The organism is Paenibacillus sp. J31P316 (genome assembly GCF_056269105.1).
Map to the genome: position 1 here is coordinate 1 of NZ_JBWDNI010000009.1, position 25,267 is coordinate 25,267.

The following is a 25,267-nucleotide window of genomic DNA, read 5'->3' on the forward strand; positions in this document are numbered from 1 at the left end:
CAAAGTCGCTCCCATTCGCAAAACCTGCGCGGCAGGTTGAAGAGATCGAAAAGCTGTTCCCTAATACTTTGGGAACAGCTTTTTCGTTTGCGCTTGCGTGGTGCTGCGCACCAAAGTCAGGCTTCGGTTTTGCGATGGGCGCTCCCGTGGTGCTTCGCACCAAAGTCGCACCCACTCGCAAAACCTGCGCGGCAGGTTGAAGAGATCGAAAAGCTGTTCCCGAACGCCTTGGGAACAGCTTTATCGTGTCCGCTTTGGTGCTGCGGCACCAAAGCCGGGCTTTGCTTTACTATGTGACCGCAATTCTATACGATAGGATATGCGAATGCGCAAGGACGAACAACGAGTGCGCAAGTACGAAGGAGGAGTGCAAACATGCGCAAAGTATTAGTACTCGGAGGAACGAGATTCTTCGGCAAGAAGCTGGTTGAACGATTGATCGCCGCCGGGGATGACGTGACGATCTTGACGAGAGGCGGGCTGCCGAATCCGTTCGGCGATCGCGTGCGGCATATTCAAGCCGACCGGAAGGACGCGGCGACGTTCGCGCAGGCACTGGGGCAGTCGGCGTACGACGTCGTATACGATAATATTTGTTACTTGCCGCAAGAGGCGGAGGAGGCGGTGAAACTGTTCGCGGGTCGCGTGGGCAAATACGTCGTGACTTCCACGCTCAGCGTTTACCCGTTCGGCGGTCCGCGCAAAACGGAGGCGATGTTCGATGCGCACGGGTACGTGCTTCCGAACCTCTATCCGGCGGATATCGCTTACGGCGAGGGCAAGCGTTTGGTGGAAGCGGTCTTCTTGCAAAAGGCTCCGTTCCCCGTTGCGGCGGCGCGATTCCCGATCGTGCTCGGCACGGACGATTATACGCGTCGACTGCATTTTCACGTTGAGCATGTTTTGCGGGGGCAGCCGATCGGCATCCCCGCCCCGGAAGCGAAGCTGTCGTTCATACTTGCCGACGAAGCGGCCGAATTTCTGGACTGGCTCGGTCGTTCGCCTGCAGAGGGTTCGTACAACGCTTGCTCTGACGGGGACATCTCTCCAGGCGGAATCGTGAAGCTGATCGAGCAAGCGACGGGCAAGGAAGCGAACGTCGTGCCGGAGACCGAAGCGGAGCATATGTCGCCGTTCGGCGTCCCGGACGATTGGCAGATGAGTACGGCGAAGTCAGCTGCGGAAGGTTTCGTCTTCCGGGAGCTGGACAATTGGCTGCCTCAGCTCATCGACCGGCTATCCGAGGAATCCGCACGCAGCTAGCGAAGCGCCATCCTCAGTCGCGATTAGCGCTGCAATGACGGCAAAAGGGCTGTTCCCGTCCGGGAACAGCCCTTTCCTTGCTATGAAAGCTTAAGCAGCCAGGCTGCTTAGCACCAATGTTCGCCCCAATCTTGAATGGATTGGATAACGGGCTCAAGACCTTGCCCTTTCTGGGTTAATTCATATTCGATCCGGACGGGCATCTCCGGATAGACACTACGTTTAATGATCTCGCAATGCTCAAGTTCCTTCATGCGGTCCGTCAGCATTTTATCGCTCATTTCCGGAATCTGTTCCTTGATCTCTTTGAACCGTTTCGGTCCGCCGAGCAGGACGCGTATGATCAATCCGGTCCACTTTTTCCCAAGCAACTCAGTTGCGCATTCGTACTTTGGGCACATTTTGGAATAATCCACGTTATCACCCCTCTTTCGCTTCCTCTATTGTAACACAGGACGATTTGTAAAGGGAATGGATATTCGGCTTGCCGAAGAGAATACTTTTTATTTTCTATCAACTATAGTAAAGTAAGTCCTGCGTAAGAGGAATAAATTGTCACACCTTCTTGAACTTCGTTCCTAATGCCGAAATATTTTCTAGTACGCAGTAGATGACGGACTGTTATAATAATGAGACAACCATCGGTTACTGAGGTGCATAATGACAGACAATTGGGGTTTTTATGAACGGCGCACAGGCAATGATCATATGCGCGTTCTCGTAAATATCGGTTATAAAGCTTCGGCGCCGCTGCCGGATTACCCGGAGCTGTTATCTGTGACGGTGAACCTGTATCCCGTCCGCGCGCAAAGCCGCAACAACCGGCAGGTCATCGTTCAGCTCGAAGAGCTGGAATCGAAGCTGGAGCATTGGCTGAGCGACATGGCGGACGCAATTTATATCGGCCGCATCAATGCGGCGACGCGCTTGGAGTTTTATTATTTTCTGAAGGAAGGCCAGTTGGATGGGGCGGTATTCCGCAAATGGCTGGACGAGAATTGGACGCATCGGGCACAGTCGTACGTAAAACCCGATCCGGAGTGGGAGTTTTATCGGTTCCTGCTGCCGACTGCGCTCGAAGAGCTTTACGTCCACAATGCCCAAATGATCTATGCGCTGATCCATAAGGGCGACAAGATCGGGGAGCCGAGAAACGTCTATCACTGGCTGCTGTTTCGGGACGATGAGGACAGGCTCGAAATGGAGGACCTCCTGCAGCGTGAAGGTTACGTTATCGAGAAGGATAAGGAAAGCAAACCGGAGGATGATTACCCTTACCCGCTCGTCATCAGCAAGTACGAGGACGTGCGGCTCGATACGGTCAACGCGCGCGTTCGGGATCTCCACCGGCTGCTTGACGGCGTAGACGGACGATATGACGGATGGGGCTCGACGATGAGGCTGTCGACCGCGAACCGGTTTCGCCGCTATGTCAGGCGCCGAAAGGATATCGCTTACTCGGCGCTGCGCCGAATGTTCGCTTGCGGACAATCACAATCGAACCAGAATCAAGCCGGCAAACATTAACGCGAAAGCCGTCCACTGCAGCGCTTGCAGTCGTTCTCTGTAGAAGATGATGGAGCCGGCCGCGACGACAAGACTGTTCGCGGCAAAGATCGGTCCCGCAATGTTCGCTTGTCCCATTTGCAGCGCTGCGGCATACAGCTGCAAGCCTGCATAGGAGAAGAGCCCAGCGACGAGTCCCCATTTCAGTCCGACCGACGGGGCGCTCTGCATGCGGGCCAAGGTCTCTCGCTCACCGGCCATCGACTGCAATTTGCCCAGGGACCGTACCCGCGTTCGTTCACGTATGGTCATCCAGGCAAAACCGATGAAAGAAAGCAGGTAGGCGGCGAATAAGACCGGCGTACCGTTCAAGCCGATGGCATCCGTCACCTTCAAGCCGCCGTTGCGCACCGCGAACAGCAGGATGCTGAGACTGACGTATAGATGCCATTTGGGCTGCAGCGGCGTTCTGGCGCCGCTTCTTTTGATGGAGATGAGCACGACCGCGATAAGGAGCAGCAGCACGCCGGCAAGCTCGGCCGCGGTCAGCGGTTCATCGTAGACGAAGGTGCCGAGCGAAATGACCAGGATAATATTCATGTTCGTCAGCGGCGAAGTCAGGCTGGCCGGACCGTACGCCAGGGCCTTCATGAACAGCGCGTTGCCAAGCGCGGAACCGGCGCCGATGAGCAGTCCCGCTGCCCATATCCGAGGGTCGGTCCACGCCGTTCCGAGCGTGCCGTCGATCGCGCCATTTACGGCGAAGCCCGCTGCCCCCGAGAAATATAAACCCAAAAACAAATAAAGGGATGAACCGCCCTGCATCTGGGACACTTTCATCCACCAGCCCGCAAGCCCGAAGAGCAATGCGCTGCTGACGGCTGCCGCAAACCACATGTTGTCGTCACCTTCCTGCCGGGCACGGTTTGAATTTGTCACACAACTGCAATGTTCCTGTTACCGTCCGATTACATTCGTGGGGTAAGATACTGACCAAGACCCCCTTTTGATTATATACTTTTAACGGACCTGCATGGTGCAGGTCCGCTTTTTTTTACCGCATGCGCGTTTATAATTAGCCGCAGCGCCATATTCGCTTTTGTCCGGCCATTGTGCGGCTGCATTTAGAGCGGCACGGTTACAGGCTGCTTGTTTTTGTAATACACCCACTGTTCATAACCGATTTCCTTCAAACGCTTCGCTACGCGATCCCAATCTTCTCCGACCCGGCTCGGTTTATGCGCATCGGAGCCGAACGTAACCGCAACGCCGTAATGGCAAGCGCGTTCCAAGATCGCATCCGACGGATACCAGCCGCCAACGTCCTTCGTGGAACCCGACGTATTGATCTCGATGGAGACGCTGCTGTCCGCGATGAGCTTAAGCGCTTCGTCGATTGCTTCATCCGCCTCAATAGCCGAGAATGCGGGATAGTAGCCTTTCATGGCATCGATATGACCGAGCACCTGGAACATGCCGCTCTGTGCGGATTGTCCGATCAGCTTGTAATAATGGCGCTTCTCGTCCTGCTTTTTGGCTTCCGACAGGCCTTTCCAGCGATTACGGTTGAAAATGCTGACGCCGCGCGACTGATGCACCGAACCAATGATGTAATCAAAGGGATATTGGGCATAGACGTCCCGATATACCGCCGCATGCTCCGGGAAGAAGTCCGATTCGACGCCGAGCAGGACATCGATTCGGTCCTCGTACTTCGCCTTCAGCCGCTGTACCTCGTCGATATAATGGACGAATTCGCTCTTCGCCATCGCAATGCCGGGATTCGGACGATCCTCCTCGCTCGCAAAGAAAGGGGAATGATCCGAAATGCCGATGACGCTAAGATCAGCCTTGATCGCGGCACGAATGTAATCCTCGATATTGTCATCTGCGTGTCCGCAGCGGAAATGATGCGTATGCAGGTCGAATTTCATACAGGCTATTCCTCCTATTCACTGCTAATGAAGTGATCCTCAGGCATGCCTTTCAAATCGCTCAGAAACTGGTTCATCGCGGAATTGATATACCGTCCCGACTTGTAGACGAGACCGACGGGATGGCTCATGTCGAGTTCGCTCACTTTGATGCGCTTCAACGTGCCGAGGCGAACTTCATTGGCGATGGACAGCTTGGAAACGACGGCAGCGCCGAGGTTGATTTCTACCATGCGTTTCACTTCCTCGCTGCTCGACAGCTCCATGACGATATTGGGCTGCAGGTTGAACCTCCGGAAAATTTGATCCAAAAACCGGCGTCCTAACGTATCGGGCGAAAGCATAATCATCGGTATGTCCTTCAACGATTCGACCGTCGTATGCTTCAGATGGCTCATGGGATGCTCCGGCGCGACGACGAGCTCGTACGTGTCGTAATACAGGATCGACGTTTCGACGTTCGGGTTCCGTTCGTTCAAATACGTGATGCCGATATCGACGCTGCCGTTCTCGACGCTGGCCATGACGCCGGACGAGGGCATGGAGTGAATGGTTGTTTTGATTAGCGGAAATTGATTTTGAAAATAAGACAGCACGCGCGGCAAAATCTGTATGGCGATGGAGGAGGTGGTGCCGAGAACGATATGTCCCTGCGGCGTTTGGCTGAGATCGGACAGCTTCTGCTTCAATTCTTCTACGATGGCAAGAATCCGCTCGGCGTGGTCAAGGAACACTTGTCCGCGGTCGGTCAGCGTTACAGGCTGATTCCGATCGATTAGCACCGTCTTGAACTCGTCCTCAAGGCTTTTGATTTGAGCGGATACAGCGGGCTGCGTCAAATTCAGCAGCTCGCCGGCTTTGCGGAAACTCATTGTCCGAGAGATCGTCAACAGCGTTTCAAGCTGGTTAATGTTCACGGAATCCCTCCAAGTCTATTAAAGATTTTTATCACAATCCTTTCTTATTATAAATGAAATTCCGGCGAACGCAAAGCATCAGCTCGCTGTCGCGGGACGCCGCGCCATAAATTGTTCAGCAGGATTCATTCTGCAATTGTCGAATGGTTGTGTGAGACTCATGAGCCTAAAGCCATAAAGGAGCGAATCGCATGAACCCGAAGGCCGTCAGAAGCTGGATCATGTACGACTGGGCTAACTCCGCATTTGTTACGACCATTATGGCTGCCGTCATGCCGATTTTCTACGCGGATGTCGCCGGCGCCGGGCTGAAAGGAAATACCGCGGAGACGTATTGGGGCTACACGCAGACGATCGCGATGATATTCGTGGCCGTGCTTTGCCCGATTCTTGGCGCGATTGCGGATTATGCGGGCTCGAAGGTTCGGTTTCTCTCGGCATTCATGATCGTTGGCGCGGCAGCCTCGATCGGCATGGCGTTTATCGGCGAGGGCGATTGGTTGTTCGCGTCTTTCCTTGTCGTCATCGGCACGATCGGTTATGCCGCGTCCAATACGTTCTATGATGCGCTGCTGCCAAGCGTCTCCACGCCGGATACGATGAACGAGGTCAGCAACAAAGGTTATGCCATGGGCTATCTGGGCGGCGGCTTGCTGCTGCTGGTTAATCTTGTTATGATCATGTTTTACGATACGCTCGGGTTCCCGTCGAAAACCTCGGCTTCGCAGACCGTCTTCGTCATGGTCGGCTTATGGTGGATTCTCTTCTCGCTGCCGATTATGCGAAATGTCAAAGAAACCGCGCGCGAGACGTCCGGCTTCGGAACTGCTGTGAAGAACGGAATACGGCGGGTGAGAGAGACGATCGGCACGTTGAAACGGTATCCGGAGCTGCTGAAATATATGGCTGCCTTCTGGTTCTTCAACGACGGCATCAACACGGTCATTATCATGGCCACGATCTACGGCAAAGGGATCGGGATCGAGACGAATGATCTTATCGCCGCGCTGCTGATTACGCAGTTCGTCGGCTACCCCAGCACGCTGCTGTTCATTAAGTTTGCCTCGCGAATCGGCGTTAAGAAATCGATCTATAGTTCGCTGCTTGTCTACATGCTGATCGTCATCTTGGGCTTCTTCATGACGAGCGCGGTTCACTTCTACATACTGGCCGCCATGGTCGGGCTCGTGCAGGGAGGAAGCCAGGCAACGGCGAGATCGCTCTATGCCGCGCTCGTGCCTCCTTCGCGGACGGCGGAGTTTTTCGGATTCCTCAGCTTATCGAGCAAGTTCGCCTCCGTCTCGGGGCCGTTCGTCTTCTCGGTCGTCGGCACGATTACGGGCTCCAGCCGGTATGGCATCCTGGCACTGCTCGCTTTCTTTATCATCGGCATTGCGATTCTGGTTTATGTGGACGTGGACAAAGGACGGGAAGAGGCGCTCGCGGCCGAAGCGTAAGTCAAAGGCAAAGGGTTTAACACGTACGGAAGACACTCATCAGGTTCAGTCACAAGAGAGGGGTTATGGGATAATGAAAGGAACGACGCATCTGACGATCGGTCTGGCTATCGGCGCGGCGGCGGCCGCAAGCCATCCGTTTACGGCGAAGCATGCGGCCCTATACGTGGCGGTGGCGGCATTCTCGTCGCTCAGCGCCGATCTGGACGGTACGAACATGCTGAGCGGCAAGCTCAACCGCACAGCAAGAACGATTCATGCACTGCTGTTGTGGGGCGGTGCCGCGCTTACTGCCGCAGTCGGCGTGCAGTATGCGATGCAAGGCGTGCTGCATCCGGAATGGACTATCGCCGCGGTCGCGATTTTACTGCTCGGCCTCGTGCTCGGAAACGGGATGATCCGCAATGCGCTGGTTAGCGCGATCGGCGCGGCCCTGCTTTACGGCGGGGTCACCGGCGGGATGAATTGGTTGATCGGCTTGGGCGTATTCGTAGCTTGGGTGCCGTGGTTGAACCATCGGGGGTTGAGCCATACGATTTGGGCGGCTGGAGCTTGGTGGGCGATCGGATGGGGACTGGAGCAGCAGATCGAGGTGGACGGCATCGCGCAAGTCGCGTTATGGGGTTATCTGTCGCATCTCATCGCGGATACGCTGACGCCAAGCGGCGTCAAATGGCTGTATCCCCTGACGAAGAAGACGTTCAAGCTGCCGATCGGCAAGCTCTGACAGGAGCTATTATCCGCTGCCATACACGTGAACCGCTGCGTAAAAGCGGCCATACCGAGTCATAGCGAAAAGCCCCGTTGGTCCCAACGGGGCTTATGCGCATGTCGATCTCAGAGCCATTCTTTCTTGCGGAAGATGAAGAACATGCCGAATCCCAACAGCAGCATGAACGTGAGCAGAACATAGGAACCGCCGTGCATATGAAGGCCGGGGATGTAATCGAAGTTCATTCCGTAGATGCCGGTAATGAAGGTCAGAGGCATGAAGATCGTCGTCAAGGCCGTGAACACGCGCATGATTTCATTCGCTCGGTTGGCCAGGCTGGACTGGTATGCCTCTCGCAAGTTGCCCATCAGATCTCGGTACGTATCGAATGTCTCGGAGATTTTGACGGCATTCTCGTAGATATCGCTGAAGTACTTCTGGAGTTGATCGTCGATCAGCTTCAAGTCCTTCTTATTAAGCGTCGCGATCAATTCCTTCTGCGGCCCGAGCACTTTCTTCAGCCACAGAATTTCGCTTCGCAGACCGATGATCTCGTTCAGATGCGATTTCTTCGTATGCATGAGAATCGCTTCCTCGAGGCTCTCGATGCGCACCTCGATCCGGTCGCCGACGAGGAAGTAATTGTCCACGACGATATCGACCAAGTGGTAGAGGAAGTGATCCGGCCTGCTGACCTGCTCCTGAAGCAGGATGGGCTTCAGCGTACGCAGCTCGTTGATCTTCTGTTTCGTAACGGTAATGATATAATGGCGTCCCAGAAAAATGTTCAGGGCACGCAGGAAAATTTCTTCATCATCGAATCGAATGCTGTTTATGACGAGAAAATAATGGCCTTCGTGAATTTCGATCTTCGGCCGCTGCTCTTCTTCGCTCAGACAGTCTTCGACTGCCAGCTCGTGAAGCGAGAATAACGGCTGCAAGATGTTCAGATCATCGACGTCCGCATCAATCCAATAAAAGCCTTCGGCAGGCGGAACGGTTGCCGTGGAGATGTCCTCGATCGTTTTGAAAATGCCTTGCGTCACGTGACGGATTTTCATCCGCGCTCCTCCTCTCTTGCCTAGCTGTATTTCCCGGATGCCGGCATGAGGAAGGAAGCATGTGCGAATACGCTCATCGGGACTTATTCGCCGAATGGCCGCGTAATCGCGGGGCGGGCGTACGAATAAGGTCGGGTAAGCGCAGGCGGACAAACTGACGTTCCAACATACCGGTAATCGATGCGGAAACACGCATTTCCAATGCGGATACACGCATGGTCCATGCGGTTGTCCGCAGGCCTCGGGTCGCCTTCCATAGTCGTAAACACCCCTTTATAAGTTCAAATAAATGCGTTAGTATGCATAATCCTTGTCTAGTATACTCCCACAATGACTTTCCATACAAGCACAAAAGCAGCGGGTGTCCGCGTGGTATAGCATATGCGCCCGAGAGCCCGCGGTGACGCGATTTTAGACCCTTGGAGCAGGGGCGTCTTGACGGGAACGGAGGAATGATTTAAAGTATTCCCATAACCTGATTTACAACCAAATAAGCAAGCTTTCTTATCAAGAGCAGGCGGAGGGACTAGCCCGATGAAGCCCGGCAACCGGCGTGAAGACGCACGGTGCTAATTCTTGCGGAAACGTTAAGTTTCTGAGAGATGAGAGGCGCATGAACGATACAGTTATGCCCCTCTCTGCCAGAGTGGGGCTCTTTTCATTGCGCTCCTCACAAGAAGAAGCGGCTGTCGCCGTCCTGATGCGGCGCGGTAAGTTTCTTCCCTTAGAAATATAAGAAATGCATCGCGATAACTGACCATTTCTTATATTCGAAAAACAGACAAGACTGGAGTGAGTAGACATGCCGATTAAAGTACCTGATCAATTGCCTGCCAAAGACATTCTCACCGAAGAGAACATCTTCGTCATGGACGAAAGCGTCGCCTATCATCAAGACATCCGCCCGCTGCGGATCGCGATTCTCAATTTAATGCCGACCAAAGAAGTGACCGAGACTCAACTGCTGAGACTGATCGGCAACACGCCGCTGCAAGTGGAAGTCGTGCTGCTTCATCCGAAGACGCATCTGTCCAAGAACACGTCCGCGCAGCATTTGGAGTCCTTCTATAAAACGTTCGACGACATCAAGCACGAATACTACGACGGTATGATCATCACTGGCGCACCCGTAGAGACGCTTGATTTCGAGGAAGTGAACTATTGGGAAGAGCTGAAGGACATCATGGACTGGTCCGCCCGCAAAGTGACTTCGACGTTCCATATCTGTTGGGGCGCGCAGGCCGGCCTGTACCATCACTACGGCATTCCGAAGTACGACCTGGCCGACAAAATGTTCGGCGTCTTCCCGCATGAGGTCGATAAGCGCGAAGTGCCCCTGATGAGAGGCTTCGACGAGCAGTTCTTCGTGCCGCAGTCGCGCCATACGGAAGTCCGCCGCGAAGACGTCGAAGCGGTGAACGATCTGGACATTCTGTCCTCGTCGCCGGATGCGGGCGTATACATCGCCGCTAGCCGCAACGGACGGCAAATTTTCGTGACGGGCCATTCCGAATACGATCCGTCTTCGCTGAAAGCGGAATACGACCGCGATGTGGCCAAAGGCATGGACATCGCTATTCCGAAGAACTATTATCCGAACGACGATCCGTCGAGACAGCCGAGATCCACTTGGCGCGCGCATGCGAACCTGTTATTCTCGAACTGGTTGAACTACTACGTGTACCAGCAAACCCCGTATGACCTGGGAGCAGGCATTTAAGATTGAAGCTATGCCGGCAATTGCCATTTTAATAGGAGAGGGAGACTTCAGCACATGAAAATCGAAAGCCGTTTAGCGCAAATTGGATCCATTAAAGAGCCCGTCACCGGAGCCGTCAGTTTCCCCGTTTATCAATCGACCGCATTCCGCCATCCGCGCCTTGGCGAAAGCACGGGATTCGATTACGCCCGTACCAAGAGCCCGACTCGCCAGGTGCTGGAGGAAGCAGCAGCGGCGCTGGAGTCCGGTGACGCCGGCTTTGCTTGCAGCAGCGGCATGGCTGCGCTGACGACCGTATTCTCCCTGTTCGGGCAAGGCGATCATCTTCTCGTGTCGCTGGACCTGTATGGCGGTACATACCGCCTCCTGGAGCGGATCATGAGCCGCTTCGGCGTGACGGCGTCCTACGTGGACACGAACGACATCGATGCGCTGAACACGCTCTGTACGCCGGCAACGAAAGCGATTCTCATTGAAACGCCGACGAACCCGCTGATGATGATCACGGATTTGGAGCGCGTCTGCGGGTGGGCCAAATCCAAAGGCTTGCTGTCCATCGTGGACAATACGCTGCTGACGCCGTTCTTCCAGCGTCCGATCGAGCTTGGCGCGGACATTATCGTGCACAGCGCGACCAAATACCTCGGCGGCCACAACGACGTGCTTGCCGGCTTGATCGTAACGAAGGGCAAGGAGCTCTCCGAGCAGATGGCTTTCCTGCACAATTCGCTCGGCGCCGTGCTGGGACCGCAGGATTCCTGGCTGCTGATGCGCGGCATGAAGACGCTGGCCCTGCGCATGGAGCGCCACCAATCCAATGCGACCACAGTCGCCAACTGGCTGCTTGCGCATGATGCCGTGGAAGAGGTGTATTACCCGGCTCTTCCTCATCATCCCGGCCATGAGGTGCAAAGCCGCCAATCCTCCGGCAACACCGGCATTTTTTCGTTCCGCTTGAAGAACGCGGCTTACGTGGAGCCAATCCTGCGTCATATTAAGCTGATCGCGTTCGCCGAAAGCCTCGGCGGCGTGGAATCGCTGATGACGTACCCGGCCGTGCAGACGCATGCCGACATCCCGCTCGCGATTCGCCAGCAAATCGGCGTCGACGACCGCCTGCTGCGTTTCTCCGTCGGCATCGAACACCAAGATGACCTAATCGCGGACCTGGCGCAAGCATTCGAAGCGGCCAAAAGCGAAATCGGGGAGGCGTAAACGACATGTCCGAACAACATTCCGATAACAAGAAACCGGATACGCAATTCGCGACGAAGCTGATCCATTTCGGCTCCGAGATCGACGAGCATACCGGCGCATCCAGCGTGCCGATCTATCAGGCTTCGACGTTCCATCACCATGATATTCACAATCCGCCGGTGCATGATTACAGCCGTTCCGGCAATCCGACGCGCCAAGCGCTCGAGGATTACATTGCACTGCTTGAAGGCGGCGTCAGAGGCTTCGCATTTGCCTCCGGCATGGCTGCGATCTCGACATCGTTCCTGCTGTTCTCCACCGGTGACCATGTCATCGTTACGGAGGACGTATACGGCGGCACTTACCGTCTGCTGACGACTGTCCTGAACCGTCTCGGCATCGAGTCGACGTTCGTGGACATGACGGATTTCGACGCCGTGAAGGGAGCCCTTCGTTCCAATACGAAGGCGGTCTTCATGGAAACGCCGTCCAATCCGACGCTGAAGATTACCGATATCGGCGAAATAGCGGCGTGGGCCAAATCCCATGACCTCATTACGCTGCTCGACAACACCTTCATGACGCCGTATCATCAGCGTCCGATCGAGCTTGGCGTGGATATCGTCCTGCACAGCGCGACGAAGTTTCTCGGCGGACACAGCGACGTTCTGGCTGGACTGGCCGTCGCGGCGAACGACAGCCTGGCCCGCCGCCTGAAGCAGCTGCAGAACGGTCTTGGCACCGTCCTCGGCAGCCAGGAATCGTGGCTGCTCATCCGCGGCATGAAGACGCTGCAGGCGCGCATGGAGCATAGCGAGCGCAGCGCCCGCCAGCTGGCGGAATGGCTGGACAGCCATCCTGCCGTAGGGCGCGTCTATTATCCGGGCCTTGCGAGCCATCCTCGCCGGGAGGTTCACGAGAAGCAGTCCAAGGGCTATGGCGCGGTCGTCTCGTTCGACGTCGGCGACGGCGAACGGGCGAAGGAAGTACTCAGCCGCGTGAAGCTGCCGCTTGTCGCGGTAAGTCTTGGCGCCGTTGAGAGCATTTTGTCTTATCCGGCTATGATGTCCCATGCGGCGATGCCGCGCGAGGTGCGGCATGAACGCGGCATTTCCGACGGTTTGCTGCGTTATTCGGTCGGACTTGAGGATATCGGCGACCTGATCGCCGATCTCGACCAAGCGCTCAAAGGTTAATTCGGCGCAAATAGAGCAATGCGCGGCAGTCCTGCGGGACTAGCCGCGTTTTTCTTCGTCATGGCGGGGGCATGCTTGCCCGGATGCCGAATGACGGTCGATTTCGTTTGTGGTAGTATAAGTTGAACCTGTTTGGACACGGAAATGTGGAGAGAAGGAGGTCTTTCGCATTGCATAACATCGATCGCATTTTAGATAAAGCATTGCAGGGAGAACGAATCGGACTGGAAGAGTGCGTAACGCTGTTCGAATCCGACGAAATTGAGAAAATGGGTCATGTCGCCAATCAGCTGATGATCCGGAAGCATCCGGACCCGATCACGACGTTCGTCGTGGGGCGGAACATCAACTACACCAACGTATGCGACGTGTATTGCCGCTTCTGCGCGTTCTACCGCGCTCCGGGATCGAAGGAAGGCTACGTCCTGTCTGACGAAACGATTCTGCAGAAGATCCAGGAAACGATCGACGTAGGCGGAACGGAAATCCTGATGCAGGGCGGGGTTAATCCCGATTTGCCGTTCAACTATTATTTGGACCTGCTGCGCAAAATCAAACAGCATTTCCCCGACATCACGATGCATTCCTTCTCGCCGGCGGAAATTCAGAAGATGGTCACCTTGTCCGGCTTGTCGCTGGAGCAGGTGCTCCGCGAGCTGAACGCCGCGGGGCTCGATTCGCTTCCGGGCGGCGGCGGCGAAATTCTCGACGACCGCACCAGACGGAAGATCAGCCGCCTGAAGGGCTCGTGGACGGATTGGATGGACGTCATGCGCACCGGGCATAAGATCGGCATGAACGCGACCGCGACGATGGTTATCGGCTTCGGCGAAGAGATGGAGGAGCGCGCGCTTCACCTGCTACGCGTCCGCGAAGCGCAGGACGATTGCATCGCGAACGGCTACGACTCCAAAGGCTTCCTGGCGTTCATTCCATGGACGTTCCAGCCGGAGAACACGAACATGAAACGGGAGAAAGCGACGCCGGAAGAGTACTTGAAGACGCTGGCGATCAGCCGGATCACGCTCGACAATATCGATAATTTCCAATCTTCGTGGGTAACGATGGGGCCGGAGATCGGCAAGCTGACGCTCTCCTACGGCTGCAACGACTTCGGCAGCACGATGATCGAGGAGAATGTCGTTTCCGCAGCCGGTACGACGCATAAGGTCAACATCGGCTCGACGCTGCGGATCATTCGCGAAGCGGGCAAGATTCCGGCGCAGCGGAACACGAAGTACGACATTTTGAAAGTGTACGCAGAATCCGAAGAAGCACAGAACGATTTTATTATGCAAAACTAAACCTTGCTTTAAGGTTTGGGGACGAAGCTTCCTCTCCGGTGAATCTGATCCGCCCGGAGGGGAGGCTTTTTTGTCGTTCTCGTGCTGAATGCCGCAGCGGTTTCCGGTTCTGCAACCAATCGTTCGCCGGCGTACCAGATATCGCCTTCCATCCCAACCCACAGCCAGTGCAGGCAGAGCATACATCGTATATCTGCTTTCCCCGAACCATATACTGTTAAGGAAGCTCTCAAGCACGTTTACATGGAAGCTCGTCCGTCCAAACCCGTACAAACTCAACTGTTTTTCAAATATTCGCTCTCCAGCGTTCCGCAAAAACTTTTAGGAGTGAGCCTATGGAACTGTTCACCGTTTCTCTGCACTCAGCTTCTCACGAAGCGATCGACCGCCTTCATCGTTATTTAAGCGAAGCAATCGTCGATGTACATAGCGCCGCCGACACGGAGAACGCAGCCGCCTTTCTGCGTCCCGATTACGCAGGCATGACGATTCTCTGCAAGGCGGATTTGCCTAAGTTTCAACTGGCACAGGACGGTCCGCCTATATACCGCCAAGCTGCGGCAGCCTGCGCGCGTTACATTCTGGGCGAACTGGAGCCGATGCTGCTGAAGGCCATTATCCGCAAACAGTTTCATTACGAGGATGCTGCGGAGATCGAAGCGTTGTCGAGCTACTGCCACAATATATTGTATGGCACGGGCGCTTCCGCGCAGCAGGAAGAAGAGAATGCCGCAGAAATGCGGCATTCGGACATGGAGCGGCGCCTTGGCAAAGTGGCGGACGAATTGGAGCAGTTTCTCTCGGGCAATACCCGCCTGCACCTGGACGGCTTCGTATCGTTCCGCCTGGCCGCTTACTGGCAGGAGCTCAAAGACGTCGTAGCGTATGCGGTCGACGAATACGTGATGGATAAACAGTATCAGGAGTTCATCTCGCTGCTGAAATATTTCGTGCGGATGCAGGAAGTCAAGCTGCCGATCGTTCATGTCCTGCATGTAGGCGGAAGCGAGTTCGTTCTCTACGATCAGCAATTTCAACTGCTGGATACGGTGCCAGCCGACCGGATCGTCGCGGAAATGCTGGAATCCGAGATGAATATGGAGGATATGATCGTCAGCACGCTGATCACCGTCTCGCCGCAGCAGATCGTCATCCATACGAGGCAGCCGGAGCTGCCGGTCATGCGGACGCTGGAAACGATCTTCGAGCAGCGGGTTCGATTATGCTGCACGTGCAGCCAATGCAGTCTTCATTTCGAGGAATCGAATGAAGCGCTGGCCGAGCCGGCGGGCGAGATGCGCATCCGAAATGTCATCCCGTAAGCGGATACGGACGCTGCCTTAGGGAATCAGGCTTGACCGGCCTTCCGTCAGCGCTTATAATTGAAGGTATTCAAAGGCATTGACGAAGACATGTATCATCGCCCCGCACGGTCCAGAGAGAGGGAACCCGGCTGAAATTTCCTCGCGCTGCAGCGCTGATATACCCCTTCGTAGCTGTGAAGTTGAAACCAGGCATGGACTTGGCGGTAAGCTGCACCGGATCGTTTCCGTTACCGAACGTCTACAAGGATCGGCTTGGCGCTGTACGGCCCGCCGATTGAACTAGGGTGGAACCACGGGTCATTTACAAGCACTCGTCCCTTCGCGGGATGCGTGCTTTTTTATTTGGGCGCGCAAGTCCGCAGCAAATAACTTTTCCGTTCAGGAGGAACGAAGATCATGAGCATTCAAGTGAAGCTGCCGGACGGCGCAGTCCGGGAATACGAGCAAGGCACGACGATCGAAGACGTAGCGGGTTCCATTAGCACGGGTCTGCGGAAGAACGCAATCGCAGGAAAGGTGGACGGGAAAGTCGTCGACCTCTATACGCCGATCGAAGCGGATGCTCTGCTTGAGATCGTTACGCTGGATTCCGCCGATGGCCTCGAGGTGTACCGTCACAGCACGGCGCATTTGATGGCGCAGGCGATCAAACGGCTGTACCCCGAGCGCAACGTGAAGCTCGGCATCGGTCCGGTCATCGAGGACGGCTTCTATTACGACATCGATATGGACGAGACGCTGACGGCCGAGGATCTCGAGAAAATCGAGAAGGAAATGGAGCGCATCGTCAAGGAAGACCTGCCGATCCGCCGCCGCGTCGTAGGCCGCGACGAAGCGATCGCGATCTTCACGGAAATCAACGATCCGCTTAAGCTCGAGCTGATTCGCGACTTGCCGCAGGACGTGCAGCTTACCATTTACGACCAAGGCGAGTTCTTCGACCTTTGCCGCGGACCGCATCTGCCGTCCACCGGCCGTATCAAGGCGTTCAAGCTGCTGAGCATTGCCGGCGCTTACTGGCGCGGCGATTCGAAGAACAAAATGCTGCAGCGCATTTACGGAACGGCGTTTCCGAAGAAAGCGCAGCTCGACGAGCATCTGCACTTCCTGGAGGAAGCGAAGAAGCGCGATCACCGCAAGCTCGGACGCGAGTTGAAAATGTTCACGTTCTCCCGCGAAGTGGGTCAAGGCTTGCCGATCTGGCTGCCGAACGGCGCGCGCGTGCGCAGAACGATGGAACGTTACATTGTCGATCTCGAAGAGCGCTTGGGCTATCAGCACGTGTATACGCCGGTACTGGCGAACGTGGAGCTGTACAAGACGAGCGGCCATTGGGAGCATTACAGCGAGGACATGTTCCCTAAAATGGTCATGGATAACGAGGAACTTGTGCTCCGTCCAATGAACTGCCCGCACCATATGATGGTGTTCAAGAGCGAGATGCGCTCGTACCGCGATCTGCCGGTCCGCGTCGCCGAGCTCGGCACGATGCACCGCTACGAGATGTCTGGAGCTCTGACAGGCCTGCACCGCGTGCGTGCGATGACGCTCAACGATGCGCATATCTTTGCCCGCCCGGATCAAATCAAGGAAGAGTTCGGCCGCGTCATCAGCCTGATTCGTCAGGTCTACGAGGACTTCGGCATCAAGGATTACCGTTTCCGTCTGTCGTACCGCGATCCGCAGGATACGGAGAAGTACTTCCAAAACGACGAGATGTGGGAAATGTCGCAGCGCATGCTGCGCGAGGTTGTCGAGGAGCTGGGCCTGCCGTTCTTCGAGGCGGAAGGCGAAGCCGCGTTCTACGGGCCGAAGCTGGATGTCCAGATCAAGACGGCGCTTGGCAAGGAAGAAACGCTATCCACGGCACAGCTGGATTTCCTGCTGCCGGAGCGCTTCGAGCTGGAGTACGTCGGCGACGACGGCAAGAAACACCGCCCGGTCGTTATTCACCGCGGTATTATCAGCACGATGGAGCGTATGACCGCATTCCTGCTCGAGAACTTCGCTGGCGCGCTGCCGCTCTGGCTCTCGCCGATTCAAGCGAAGATCATTCCGGTATCGACCGCATACGAGGGCTATGCGCGCGAGCTTGAAGAGAAGCTGCAATTGGCTGGCATTCGCGTCGAATCCGATCTGCGCAACGAGAAGCTCGGCTATAAAATCCGGGAAGCGCAGCTGGAGAAAGCGCCTTACATGCTCGTCGTCGGCGAGAACGAAGCGCAGTCGGAATCCGTATCCGTGCGCAAGCGCGGCGAAGGAGACCTTGGTTCGAAGCCGGTGGCGGAATTGATCGCGCTGCTGCAGAACGAAATCGCAACGAAGCAAATCTAACGATAGTTAAGGATAGGGCGCATTACCGCGCCGCATAAAGCTTGTCGTCATAGGGTATCCTTCGTGTTAAGGAGGCTTACAAACCCTAATGACGACAAGCTTTTTATCGCTTCATCGCCTATTATTGTCATGCGTAGCAGCGCTGCTGTTGTTCGGCCAGTTATTGCCCGACGAATGCAGGGCGACCAGCTCCGTTGACAAGAAGCATCCCGATGCCGGGAAGCAGGAAGAGTTCGTGATCTCGGCGATGTCATCCGAATCGACAAAAAACCTTCATCATATGCAAGTTACCGCAACCGGTTATACGGCGGGCGTCGAGTCCACCGGCAAGCGGCCAGGGCATCCGCTATACGGGATCACCTATTCCGGCGTCAAGGTGCGCCGTAGCTTCGTCTCGACGATCGCGGCGGATCCGAAGGTGTTTCCGATCGGGACGGTGCTGTATATACCGGGCTACGGCTACGGTATTGTAGCGGATACGGGCTCGGCGATTAAAGGCAGGAAGATCGACCTCTATTTCGAAACGAGGAAACAGGTATTCAAGCAATGGGGCAAACGCAAGGTGACGGTATACGTGTTGAAACGGGGCAACGGTAAATTAACCGAGGCCAGGGTGACCAAGCTGAACGAGGCCGTCACCGCGGAGAAGACATTGCCGCTATCCCTGCTGGAGTCCTAGGAAGGCCTACGAGAAGGTTTGACGATCCTTGTTGAACCTTCTCTTTTTTTTACGGAATTGCTGTGCTACAATAAATGTAAACGTTATCATTTAGTAACTGGGGGCGGTTATTAATGAATGGCGATCAGGGTCCGATAGACCAAACGAACGGTGTAGCATCGCCAAAATTCGACCTGATGGAGGACAAGCTGCTGCAGCTTTACAACGAGATGATCGCAGTGGCGATGTCGAACGTGCGCAATCAATCCGATGCGCAAGATGCGGTACAAGAAGCATGGGTGCGCATTTTGACGAAGCATGAGACGCTTCGGGAACGCGATAAGCTGGATGCTTGGGCCAAGGTGATAACGGCTAATACGGCGAGGACCATCAATAAGCAGTCGAGCAGGACCTATCCGCTCGGCGATCGCGATCCCGGAGCGGAAGAGCTGTATTGCCGCCGGGACGAGCAGCGGATCATGCTGGAGATTCGAGAGCTGCTGGAATCGCTCGATTCCCGAACGCGCGCACTGCTCCTGTACAAGTTCTATTATGGGTACAGGGATCAGGAAATCGCCACGGCGTGGCAGGTGCCCATAGGTACGATCAAAGCGCGGATTCACCGTACCAAACACCGGCTGCGGCAGTGGATGTCCAATTAAGAAAACGTATCGTTTCCCTTCTTTCTGCTTACATAAACGCCTTGCCGACCTGCCATACTAAGTGACGTACGGGAGGTGAGCAGCAATGGCGAAAAACAAAAACAATAAATTTACCGCACAGAAATCCAAATACAACGCTGAGTTTGCATCGGAGAACGCATCAAACGCAGCAAACGCATCGACGAAAGCCGCTTCGCAAAAAGCGGAAAAATAACGATAGCCGCCAGCGGCTTAGAAGAGGGACCCTGAAGCGGTCCCTCTTTTATTTTGTCATCGGCTTGATCGGACTGGTCGGCTTGGATGGATCATTTGCTCATCTGCGGAATGAGGCGGCATGCTGGAAGGATTCAAAGCCAAAATGGCCCTCGTGTTATAGGATCTGACATCATCGTCAAATATTTGCCACTTCTTTCAATTAAAAAATGGTTTTCAAACGAAAGATGATCATGTAAGATAGTTCTTGTAACTATACATGACATGCATGCGAGGAGAGAGGCATTATTATGACGGATCCTATTTCATACATCCCGCCTTCTCGTTTGAAACATCGCAAGGCTGCGGAAGTCATTCCCTTCCTAAGCACCTATATCGCCAAGAGAGAACAAGAGATCGCGGAAATCGAACAAATGGTGGAGCGCTACGAGAGACGCCGTTTGCAGGAAGAACGTACTTATCAATCCATGTCGACGCTTCGGCGCCTCCTGTCAGGCAAGAAGCCTGCGCATCATGTGGCCGTCGAATACATACATTACGTCAAGCGGCCGATGGAAAAGGTACGTCTGCTTCGACTTGAAATCGAGCAGGCGCGCGCGATATTGAATACATCCGATCCGTCGGAAATCATCACCGTGTCCAGTGAGATGGAAGACGAACTAAATTAACAATTAAAATGAACAATAAAACAACAATAAAAACAACAATAGAGTGAGCAATCCGGCCGCCTTCCATGAGGGCGGTTTTTTTGCGTCCATTAGGATGAGAAAGCCTCCACCGCTAACAGGTGGGAGTCCCTGTTTTACAATGGAGGCATTAGAAAAGCCGGATTATTGACGCGGTTTCAATTGCTCGACATCCAAGAAATCATGATCCTGGTTGTAAGCGGGTACGCCGTGTATGCCGACGTCGAGTCCGATCAATTCCTCGTCTTTGGAGACGCGGACGGGCATGATGCATTTGATCAGCAGGAGCACGAGCCATGTCAGCGCAAAGCCCCAGACGCTTACGATGACGAGGCCTAGCGCCTGCACGCCGAGCAGTTGGAAGCCGCCGCCGTAGAACAGGCCGGAATACTCCATGCCGACGCCTTTGACCAATTCCGGCTTCGCGAACAGGCCGACTGCCAGCGTGCCTAGCGAACCGCTGGCGCCATGCACCGCGAAGGCGCCGACCGGATCGTCGATTCCTTTGCTCTCGAGCAGTTCCGTGACCAATACCATTACGATTCCGCAGACAGCGCCGATCAGCATGGCTGCCCCGTCCGGAACGAACGAGCAGCCGGCCGTAATGCCGACGAGTCCGGCCAAGGAGCCGTTGATAACCATCGGAGGGTCGGCTTTCTTGTAGCGAAACATCGTGAACAGGATGCACCCGGCACCGCCTGCTGCCGCTGACAGCATGGTCGTGACCGCGATATGTCCGATTGAACCGCTCGTAGCATTCAAGGTGCTGCCGGAGTTGAAGCCGAACCAGCCGAACCAGAGAATGAACGCGCCGACGGAAGCGAGCGGGAGATTCGAAGGAGGGACGATGTTGCTTTTGCCATCCGGAGTGAATTTCCCGATCCGCGGCCCGATGAAAATCGCGGCTGCCAGCGCGGCGAATCCGCCTAATGCGTGGATGACGGCGGAACCCGCGAAGTCGATCATGCCCAGCTTGCCCAACCATCCGCCGACGCCCCATACCCAGTGGCCAGCGACCGGGTAGATTAGGCCGGTCATCGCGATGGCATACAGGATATACGCTCTGAAGTGGATGCGCTCCGCGACTGCCCCGGATACGATGGATATGACGGCGATGACGAAAGCGCATTGGAACAGCCAGTACGTCTCGTTCGATATATTCAATTGAATGTGGGATAAGTCTCCCCGCAGCAAGAAGCCGGATGTGCCGATCAAGCCGCCGGCATCTTTGCCGTACATAAGTCCGAAGCCGAGAAAGTAGAAGACGAGTGCGCCGAACGTGATGTCTACGAAAACCTTCATAATGATGCTGACCGCGTTCTTCTGTCTGACGAAACCAGCCTCAAGCAGTGCAAAGCCGCCTTCCATCAGGAGAATCATTGCGGCCGTCAAAACGACCCAAATGGTATTCAACCCGACGGAGAGAGCTGCTACATCCATTATTTCCATCCCCTGTCTATTTTTCATGTTAGGTTTTGTATCCCGAACCTAGTCCGAAACCCATTATATAAGCGCTGTGTTAGTTATGTCAACGAATGAAGTGACAAGATGTGACACCGAATTGGAAGCGCTCCCCTGCAGTTAGGATCAGCATGGAAACCGCGATCCATTACGGTACCATTCATGCTTCAATATGACGGTCAAACCGCAACTATAAACTCAGCCTCAAGACGTAGGCCGGGTCAATCGACAGACCCTTTTGTGCCCTCTGCGCCTCCTGTTATACTTGGGGTACAAACCTTGCATAATTCTTCGGAAGCTGGTGTCGTCAATGAACGGTAATTTTATTAATCGATTAATGTGGGGCCTTCTCATCATTGTCGTCGGAGTCGGGCTCATGTTAAGGCAAGGCGGTTATGCCGATTTCGATATCGGCGAGATTTTCTCCGTCTATTGGCCGGTCATTCTTATGTTTATGGGCGTGCAGGGCCTGCTGCAGCGGATGGTATACGGCCGAGGCAGCGCATTCGGCTCCGGCGTGCTGATCGTGCTCGGATTTTTGTTCCTCGGCCGCAACTTGGACTTGTTGATTTGGTCGATGGGCGACGTGATGAAATTCGCCGCTCCGCTTGTCCTCATTATCTTCGGGCTCTCCATGATATTTAAACCCAAATCGCGGAAAATCAACGAAGAGAAGCTGAAGGATGAATGGAAGGCCTATACCTACGGTCCGTCCGCGGACGATCTCGTGCCGCCCGCGCCTCCGCTCCATCCGGATCCGACAAGGCCCCGGACGGAAGAGGAAATTCGGCAGCAGGCCGAACGGACGGATGCGGTCTACGGCCCGGAAGAACAAGATCCGTCCATGTCGAGGCCGAACAAGGAGCAGGGACCGGCAGCGGGTCCTTACGAGCAGCCTCCGCGGGATGGCAGAGGCGATCCGATGGAGCGGATTGCGCAGCGTTTGCATCATAGGCGGATAGACCACTGGGAGAAGCATGCCTTGCGCGCGGCTAAGATTCGCGAGCGCATCGAGCAAAGAAACTCCCGTCACTATGAGCGCCATATTCAGAGACATATTCACCGCAAGGACCGCGTGGAGTGGTGGAACCACGATCCGAACGTTCAAACGCGTTCCGGCTTTATCGGGGATATCTATCTCGGCCACGATTATTGGGAGCTCAAGCCGATGAACATTTCCCACTTTATCGGGGATACGGTGCTTGATCTGACGAAAGCGCAAATTCCGGTCGGCGAAACGGTCATCAACATCTCCTCTTTCATCGGCGACGTGAAGGTGTACCTGCCGAACGATTACGAGATCGGCGTTCACGTCGTGACGAGCGCTTTCGTCGGCGACGTGGCGGTGCTGGAACAGAAGGAAGGCGGCATCTTCAAGAACATCGATGTCGAAACGCCGTTATTCCAAGATACGGACAAAAAAATACGGCTGCACGTGAGTACGTTTATCGGCGATGTGCGGGTCACGAAAGTAGGTTGATCCGCGCATGATGGTTCGTTTGTTTCGAAACAGCAAATGGGATATGATCCTTCTCTTCGTCGCTTCCTCCGTCGTCTCGGTGCTCATCTGGGAGCTGGGCTGCGAGATGCTGACCAAGGAGAAGCTGCAGAACGACTGGTGGATCGGCGTGATCGCCATCTTCTTGATCGTCAGCGCGGGTTTCGGGTATTGGGCTGCCAAACGGATTCAGCGTCAGATCGACATGATGGTCATCGGGCTGAAGCAGGCCGCTCACGGGAATTACGGCACGCGGCTGCCGGAAGAGGGGACGTTCACGCCGGCGTTCCGGGAGTTTAACGATATGCTGGAATCGCTCGACGAGCGTACGCAGTGGATCCAGCGCTCCGGCGAAGAGCAGGTCATGCGCGAGGCGGCTTCCAATGAAGCGGCCGTGCTCGAGGAACGGAGGCGGCTGGCGCGCGATTTGCACGATACGGTCAGCCAGCAATTATTTGCCATTCATATGTCCGCTTCTTCGCTCCCGAAGCTGCTGGAGATCAATCCGGACCGCGCGGGCGACGTCATGGATCAGCTCATCTCCATATCCTCCATGGCGCAGAAGCAAATGCGGGGCTTCATTGCGCAGCTTCGTCCCATGGAGCTCGAAGGCAGGTCGCTGCAGGAGGCGCTCGACAAATGGTTTCCGGACTACTGCCGGCAGAATGGCCTGCAAGGGGTGCTTGAGTGGCGCGTGAAGGAGAAGCTTTCCGACGCGAAGGAGCATCAATTATTTCTGATCGTCCAAGAAGCGATGGCCAATATCGTCAAACATGCCGGCGCTCAGACGGCGCTGCTGACCGTGGCGGAAACCGAACGTCAAATCGTCATGACGCTGCAGGACGACGGAGCGGGCTTCCGGGCGGATCAAGTGAAGCGCGGTTCTTACGGCCTCTCGACGATGCGCGAGCGGGCAGGCAAGCTGGGCGGCGACGCGTCCATTATCAGCAAGCCGGGGAGCGGAACGAGAGTCAGAGTCACGCTGCCGAATTACGTGAACAAAAAAGGAGCCGAGCGATACGATGAGCGCGAATGATCAATGGAAGATAATGATTGTCGATGACCATGATATGGTGCGGGCCGGACTTCGTACGTATCTGATGCTGGATCCCAAATTCGAGGTCATCGCCGAAGCGGGGAACGGACAGGAAGCGATCGACATGCTTCGCGCGGGTATCGCAGGGGGACCTCCCCAGCTGGTATTAATGGATCTCATGATGCCGGTCATGGACGGCGTGGAAGCGACGAGAATCATGATGAAGGAATTCGCGCAGCTGAAAATCGTCATGCTGACGAGCTTTCTGGAGGACGAGAAGGTCGTCGCCGCCGTCGAAGCCGGTGCGGTCAGCTACGTGCTGAAGACCGTTTCCGCGGAGGAATTGATCTATGCGCTGAATGGCGCGGCCAAGGGAATGCCGGTCATGACGCATGACGTGTCGCAAGCGCTGACGCGCGGCTTGCGGCAGCGGAGCACGCAAGGAGCGGACGAAGGCTTGACGGACCGCGAGAAGGAAGTGCTGCTGCTCATCGCCGAAGGCATGGCGAACAAAGAAATCGCCGAGGAGCTCCATATCAGCATCAAGACCGTGAAGACGCATGTCAGCAACCTGCTGATGAAATGCGAGCTGGAGGATCGTACGCAGCTGGCCGTTTACGCGCATCGCAAAGGGTGGGTAAAGACGGGATAAATGTCAACGGGGCAGGGTACCTTAACGCTATACTAAGGCCAAGAGGAGAATGCCCGTTATGATCCCCCTTGAATCGAAGCTGGAATCCAGCGAGAAGGAATTTACCGAAGTGAAGAGCCTGCTGGAGGAGCACCAATTCGCGCTTGGCGGCAGCTGGGACTACGAGCATGGCTATTTCGACCGCAGCCTGGATGAGGCGCAAATGGTCTGGCTCCGAATGCCGTTCGCGGTCATTAACGGCGCGATCGACAGCGAGACGCAGGACTTGGACGCCAAGATCAAGCTGGGCCAGCCTTTCGTTCTGAATCATGTGTACAATGAAGGGCTGGACAGCGAGGCGCAAGTGACCACGCTGGGCGGCTTGATGAATCAATTTCAGGAGCCGCTGGATCCCGATGCCGAAGTCGACGGCAAATGGGTGAGCAAGGCGAAGGAAGTGCTCGCCGAAGTAGAGGGTCGCTTGCTTCACTAGAGT

25 protein-coding genes and 1 riboswitch are annotated in these 25,267 nt (G+C 55.3%); of the genes, 19 read left to right on the forward strand and 6 right to left on the reverse strand.

Annotated elements, in window-relative coordinates; translation table 11 throughout:
• Together AC0YNU_RS22250 and AC0YNU_RS22255 are read left to right on the forward strand one after the other, a co-directional pair.
• On the forward strand, window positions 1-200 hold a 200-nt coding region (locus tag AC0YNU_RS22250), incomplete at its 5' end, for a hypothetical protein (protein ID WP_475760731.1).
• Between the two features lie 175 nt (window positions 201-375).
• Window positions 376-1,263 (forward strand): NAD-dependent epimerase/dehydratase family protein, encoded by an 888-nt coding sequence (locus tag AC0YNU_RS22255; protein ID WP_475760733.1) that lies wholly within the window; start codon window positions 376-378, stop codon window positions 1,261-1,263.
• A gap of 107 nt (window positions 1,264-1,370) precedes the next feature.
• Here AC0YNU_RS22255 and AC0YNU_RS22260 read toward each other — a convergent pair whose 3' ends face one another.
• The gene (locus tag AC0YNU_RS22260) at window positions 1,371-1,679 is read right to left on the reverse strand and encodes a winged helix-turn-helix transcriptional regulator (RefSeq protein WP_475760735.1); all 309 of its coding nucleotides are present in this window, start codon (window positions 1,677-1,679) and stop codon (window positions 1,371-1,373) included.
• A 244-nt stretch (window positions 1,680-1,923) separates the two neighbouring features.
• Between AC0YNU_RS22260 and AC0YNU_RS22265 the strand changes: the two genes are divergently transcribed.
• Window positions 1,924-2,790 carry a DUF695 domain-containing protein gene (locus AC0YNU_RS22265; protein WP_475760737.1) on the forward strand — a complete coding sequence of 289 codons (867 nt, stop codon included), beginning with the start codon at window positions 1,924-1,926 and terminating at the stop codon, window positions 2,788-2,790.
• Here AC0YNU_RS22265 and AC0YNU_RS22270 read toward each other — a convergent pair.
• The 3 genes from AC0YNU_RS22270 to AC0YNU_RS22280 all read right to left on the reverse strand — a co-directional run bounded on the left by AC0YNU_RS22270 (window position 2,755) and on the right by AC0YNU_RS22280 (window position 5,620).
• Window positions 2,755-3,666 carry an EamA family transporter gene (locus tag AC0YNU_RS22270; protein ID WP_475760739.1) on the reverse strand — a complete coding sequence of 304 codons (912 nt, stop codon included), beginning with the start codon at window positions 3,664-3,666 and terminating at the stop codon, window positions 2,755-2,757. The two genes, AC0YNU_RS22265 and AC0YNU_RS22270, sit on opposite strands and share 36 nt — an antisense overlap.
• 227 nt (window positions 3,667-3,893) lie before the next feature.
• On the reverse strand, window positions 3,894-4,703 hold the full coding sequence (locus tag AC0YNU_RS22275) for a histidinol-phosphatase (protein WP_475760741.1): 810 nt from the start codon (window positions 4,701-4,703) through the stop codon (window positions 3,894-3,896).
• A gap of 14 nt (window positions 4,704-4,717) precedes the next feature.
• The gene (locus tag AC0YNU_RS22280; RefSeq protein WP_475760743.1) at window positions 4,718-5,620 is read right to left on the reverse strand and encodes a LysR family transcriptional regulator; all 903 of its coding nucleotides are present in this window, start codon (window positions 5,618-5,620) and stop codon (window positions 4,718-4,720) included.
• A 191-nt stretch (window positions 5,621-5,811) separates the two neighbouring features.
• Between AC0YNU_RS22280 and AC0YNU_RS22285 the strand changes: the two genes are divergently transcribed.
• Both AC0YNU_RS22285 and AC0YNU_RS22290 read left to right on the forward strand, forming a co-directional pair.
• Window positions 5,812-7,077 (forward strand): MFS transporter, encoded by a 1,266-nt coding sequence (locus AC0YNU_RS22285; RefSeq protein ID WP_475760745.1) that lies wholly within the window; start codon window positions 5,812-5,814, stop codon window positions 7,075-7,077.
• Between the two features lie 73 nt (window positions 7,078-7,150).
• A complete protein-coding gene (locus AC0YNU_RS22290) occupies window positions 7,151-7,804 on the forward strand; it encodes a metal-dependent hydrolase (protein ID WP_475760747.1) in 654 nt (217 codons plus the stop codon).
• Between the two features lie 110 nt (window positions 7,805-7,914).
• On the opposite strand, the gene corA is transcribed toward AC0YNU_RS22290, so the two are convergent.
• Window positions 7,915-8,850, reverse strand: a complete 936-nt coding sequence (gene corA, locus AC0YNU_RS22295) for a magnesium/cobalt transporter CorA (protein WP_475760749.1) — start codon at window positions 8,848-8,850, stop codon at window positions 7,915-7,917.
• A 501-nt stretch (window positions 8,851-9,351) separates the two neighbouring features.
• Window positions 9,352-9,459, forward strand: a riboswitch (SAM riboswitch).
• Window positions 9,460-9,652: 193 nt separating this feature from the next.
• On the opposite strand from corA, the gene metA reads away from it, so the two are divergent.
• From metA to AC0YNU_RS22345, 10 genes are all read left to right on the forward strand, one after another.
• Window positions 9,653-10,570, forward strand: coding sequence for a homoserine O-acetyltransferase MetA (gene metA / locus AC0YNU_RS22300; protein ID WP_475760751.1), 918 nt, complete (start codon window positions 9,653-9,655; stop codon window positions 10,568-10,570).
• Between the two features lie 54 nt (window positions 10,571-10,624).
• Window positions 10,625-11,785 carry a PLP-dependent transferase gene (locus AC0YNU_RS22305; RefSeq protein WP_475760753.1) on the forward strand — a complete coding sequence of 387 codons (1,161 nt, stop codon included), beginning with the start codon at window positions 10,625-10,627 and terminating at the stop codon, window positions 11,783-11,785.
• A gap of 5 nt (window positions 11,786-11,790) precedes the next feature.
• Window positions 11,791-12,963 (forward strand): aminotransferase class I/II-fold pyridoxal phosphate-dependent enzyme, encoded by a 1,173-nt coding sequence (locus AC0YNU_RS22310; protein WP_475760755.1) that lies wholly within the window; start codon window positions 11,791-11,793, stop codon window positions 12,961-12,963.
• Between the two features lie 170 nt (window positions 12,964-13,133).
• Entirely contained in the window at window positions 13,134-14,267 is a 1,134-nt protein-coding gene (gene mqnC, locus AC0YNU_RS22315) for a cyclic dehypoxanthinyl futalosine synthase (protein ID WP_475760757.1), read from the forward strand.
• A 335-nt stretch (window positions 14,268-14,602) separates the two neighbouring features.
• On the forward strand, window positions 14,603-15,589 hold the full coding sequence (locus AC0YNU_RS22320) for a putative sporulation protein YtxC (protein WP_475760759.1): 987 nt from the start codon (window positions 14,603-14,605) through the stop codon (window positions 15,587-15,589).
• 399 nt (window positions 15,590-15,988) lie between these two features.
• Window positions 15,989-17,926 (forward strand): threonine--tRNA ligase, encoded by a 1,938-nt coding sequence (gene thrS / locus AC0YNU_RS22325; RefSeq protein ID WP_475760760.1) that lies wholly within the window; start codon window positions 15,989-15,991, stop codon window positions 17,924-17,926.
• 88 nt (window positions 17,927-18,014) lie between these two features.
• Window positions 18,015-18,605: a 3D domain-containing protein gene (locus tag AC0YNU_RS22330; RefSeq protein ID WP_475760761.1), complete on the forward strand. Its 591-nt coding sequence runs from the start codon at window positions 18,015-18,017 to the stop codon at window positions 18,603-18,605.
• A 113-nt stretch (window positions 18,606-18,718) separates the two neighbouring features.
• Entirely contained in the window at window positions 18,719-19,246 is a 528-nt protein-coding gene (locus AC0YNU_RS22335) for an RNA polymerase sigma factor (RefSeq protein WP_475760763.1), read from the forward strand.
• Between the two features lie 85 nt (window positions 19,247-19,331).
• Entirely contained in the window at window positions 19,332-19,460 is a 129-nt protein-coding gene (locus AC0YNU_RS22340; protein ID WP_475760766.1) for a hypothetical protein, read from the forward strand.
• Window positions 19,461-19,749: 289 nt separating this feature from the next.
• A complete protein-coding gene (locus AC0YNU_RS22345; protein WP_475760768.1) occupies window positions 19,750-20,127 on the forward strand; it encodes a hypothetical protein in 378 nt (125 codons plus the stop codon).
• Window positions 20,128-20,289: 162 nt separating this feature from the next.
• On the opposite strand, the gene AC0YNU_RS22350 is transcribed toward AC0YNU_RS22345, so the two are convergent.
• Window positions 20,290-21,585 (reverse strand): ammonium transporter, encoded by a 1,296-nt coding sequence (locus AC0YNU_RS22350; protein WP_475760770.1) that lies wholly within the window; start codon window positions 21,583-21,585, stop codon window positions 20,290-20,292.
• A gap of 358 nt (window positions 21,586-21,943) precedes the next feature.
• Between AC0YNU_RS22350 and liaF the strand changes: the two genes are divergently transcribed.
• Genes liaF through AC0YNU_RS22370 form a run of 4 tightly spaced genes read left to right on the forward strand, consistent with a single transcriptional unit; the run spans window position 21,944 to window position 25,264 of the window.
• Window positions 21,944-23,086 carry a cell wall-active antibiotics response protein LiaF gene (gene liaF, locus AC0YNU_RS22355; protein ID WP_475761035.1) on the forward strand — a complete coding sequence of 381 codons (1,143 nt, stop codon included), beginning with the start codon at window positions 21,944-21,946 and terminating at the stop codon, window positions 23,084-23,086.
• Window positions 23,087-23,093: 7 nt separating this feature from the next.
• Window positions 23,094-24,140 carry a sensor histidine kinase gene (locus tag AC0YNU_RS22360; protein WP_475760772.1) on the forward strand — a complete coding sequence of 349 codons (1,047 nt, stop codon included), beginning with the start codon at window positions 23,094-23,096 and terminating at the stop codon, window positions 24,138-24,140.
• Window positions 24,127-24,792 carry a response regulator gene (locus AC0YNU_RS22365; RefSeq protein WP_475760774.1) on the forward strand — a complete coding sequence of 222 codons (666 nt, stop codon included), beginning with the start codon at window positions 24,127-24,129 and terminating at the stop codon, window positions 24,790-24,792. Before AC0YNU_RS22360 ends, AC0YNU_RS22365 begins: the two co-directional genes overlap by 14 nt.
• Window positions 24,793-24,850: 58 nt before the next feature.
• Window positions 24,851-25,264, forward strand: a complete 414-nt coding sequence (locus AC0YNU_RS22370; protein WP_475760776.1) for a YugN family protein — start codon at window positions 24,851-24,853, stop codon at window positions 25,262-25,264.
• Window positions 25,265-25,267 lie beyond the last annotated feature (3 nt).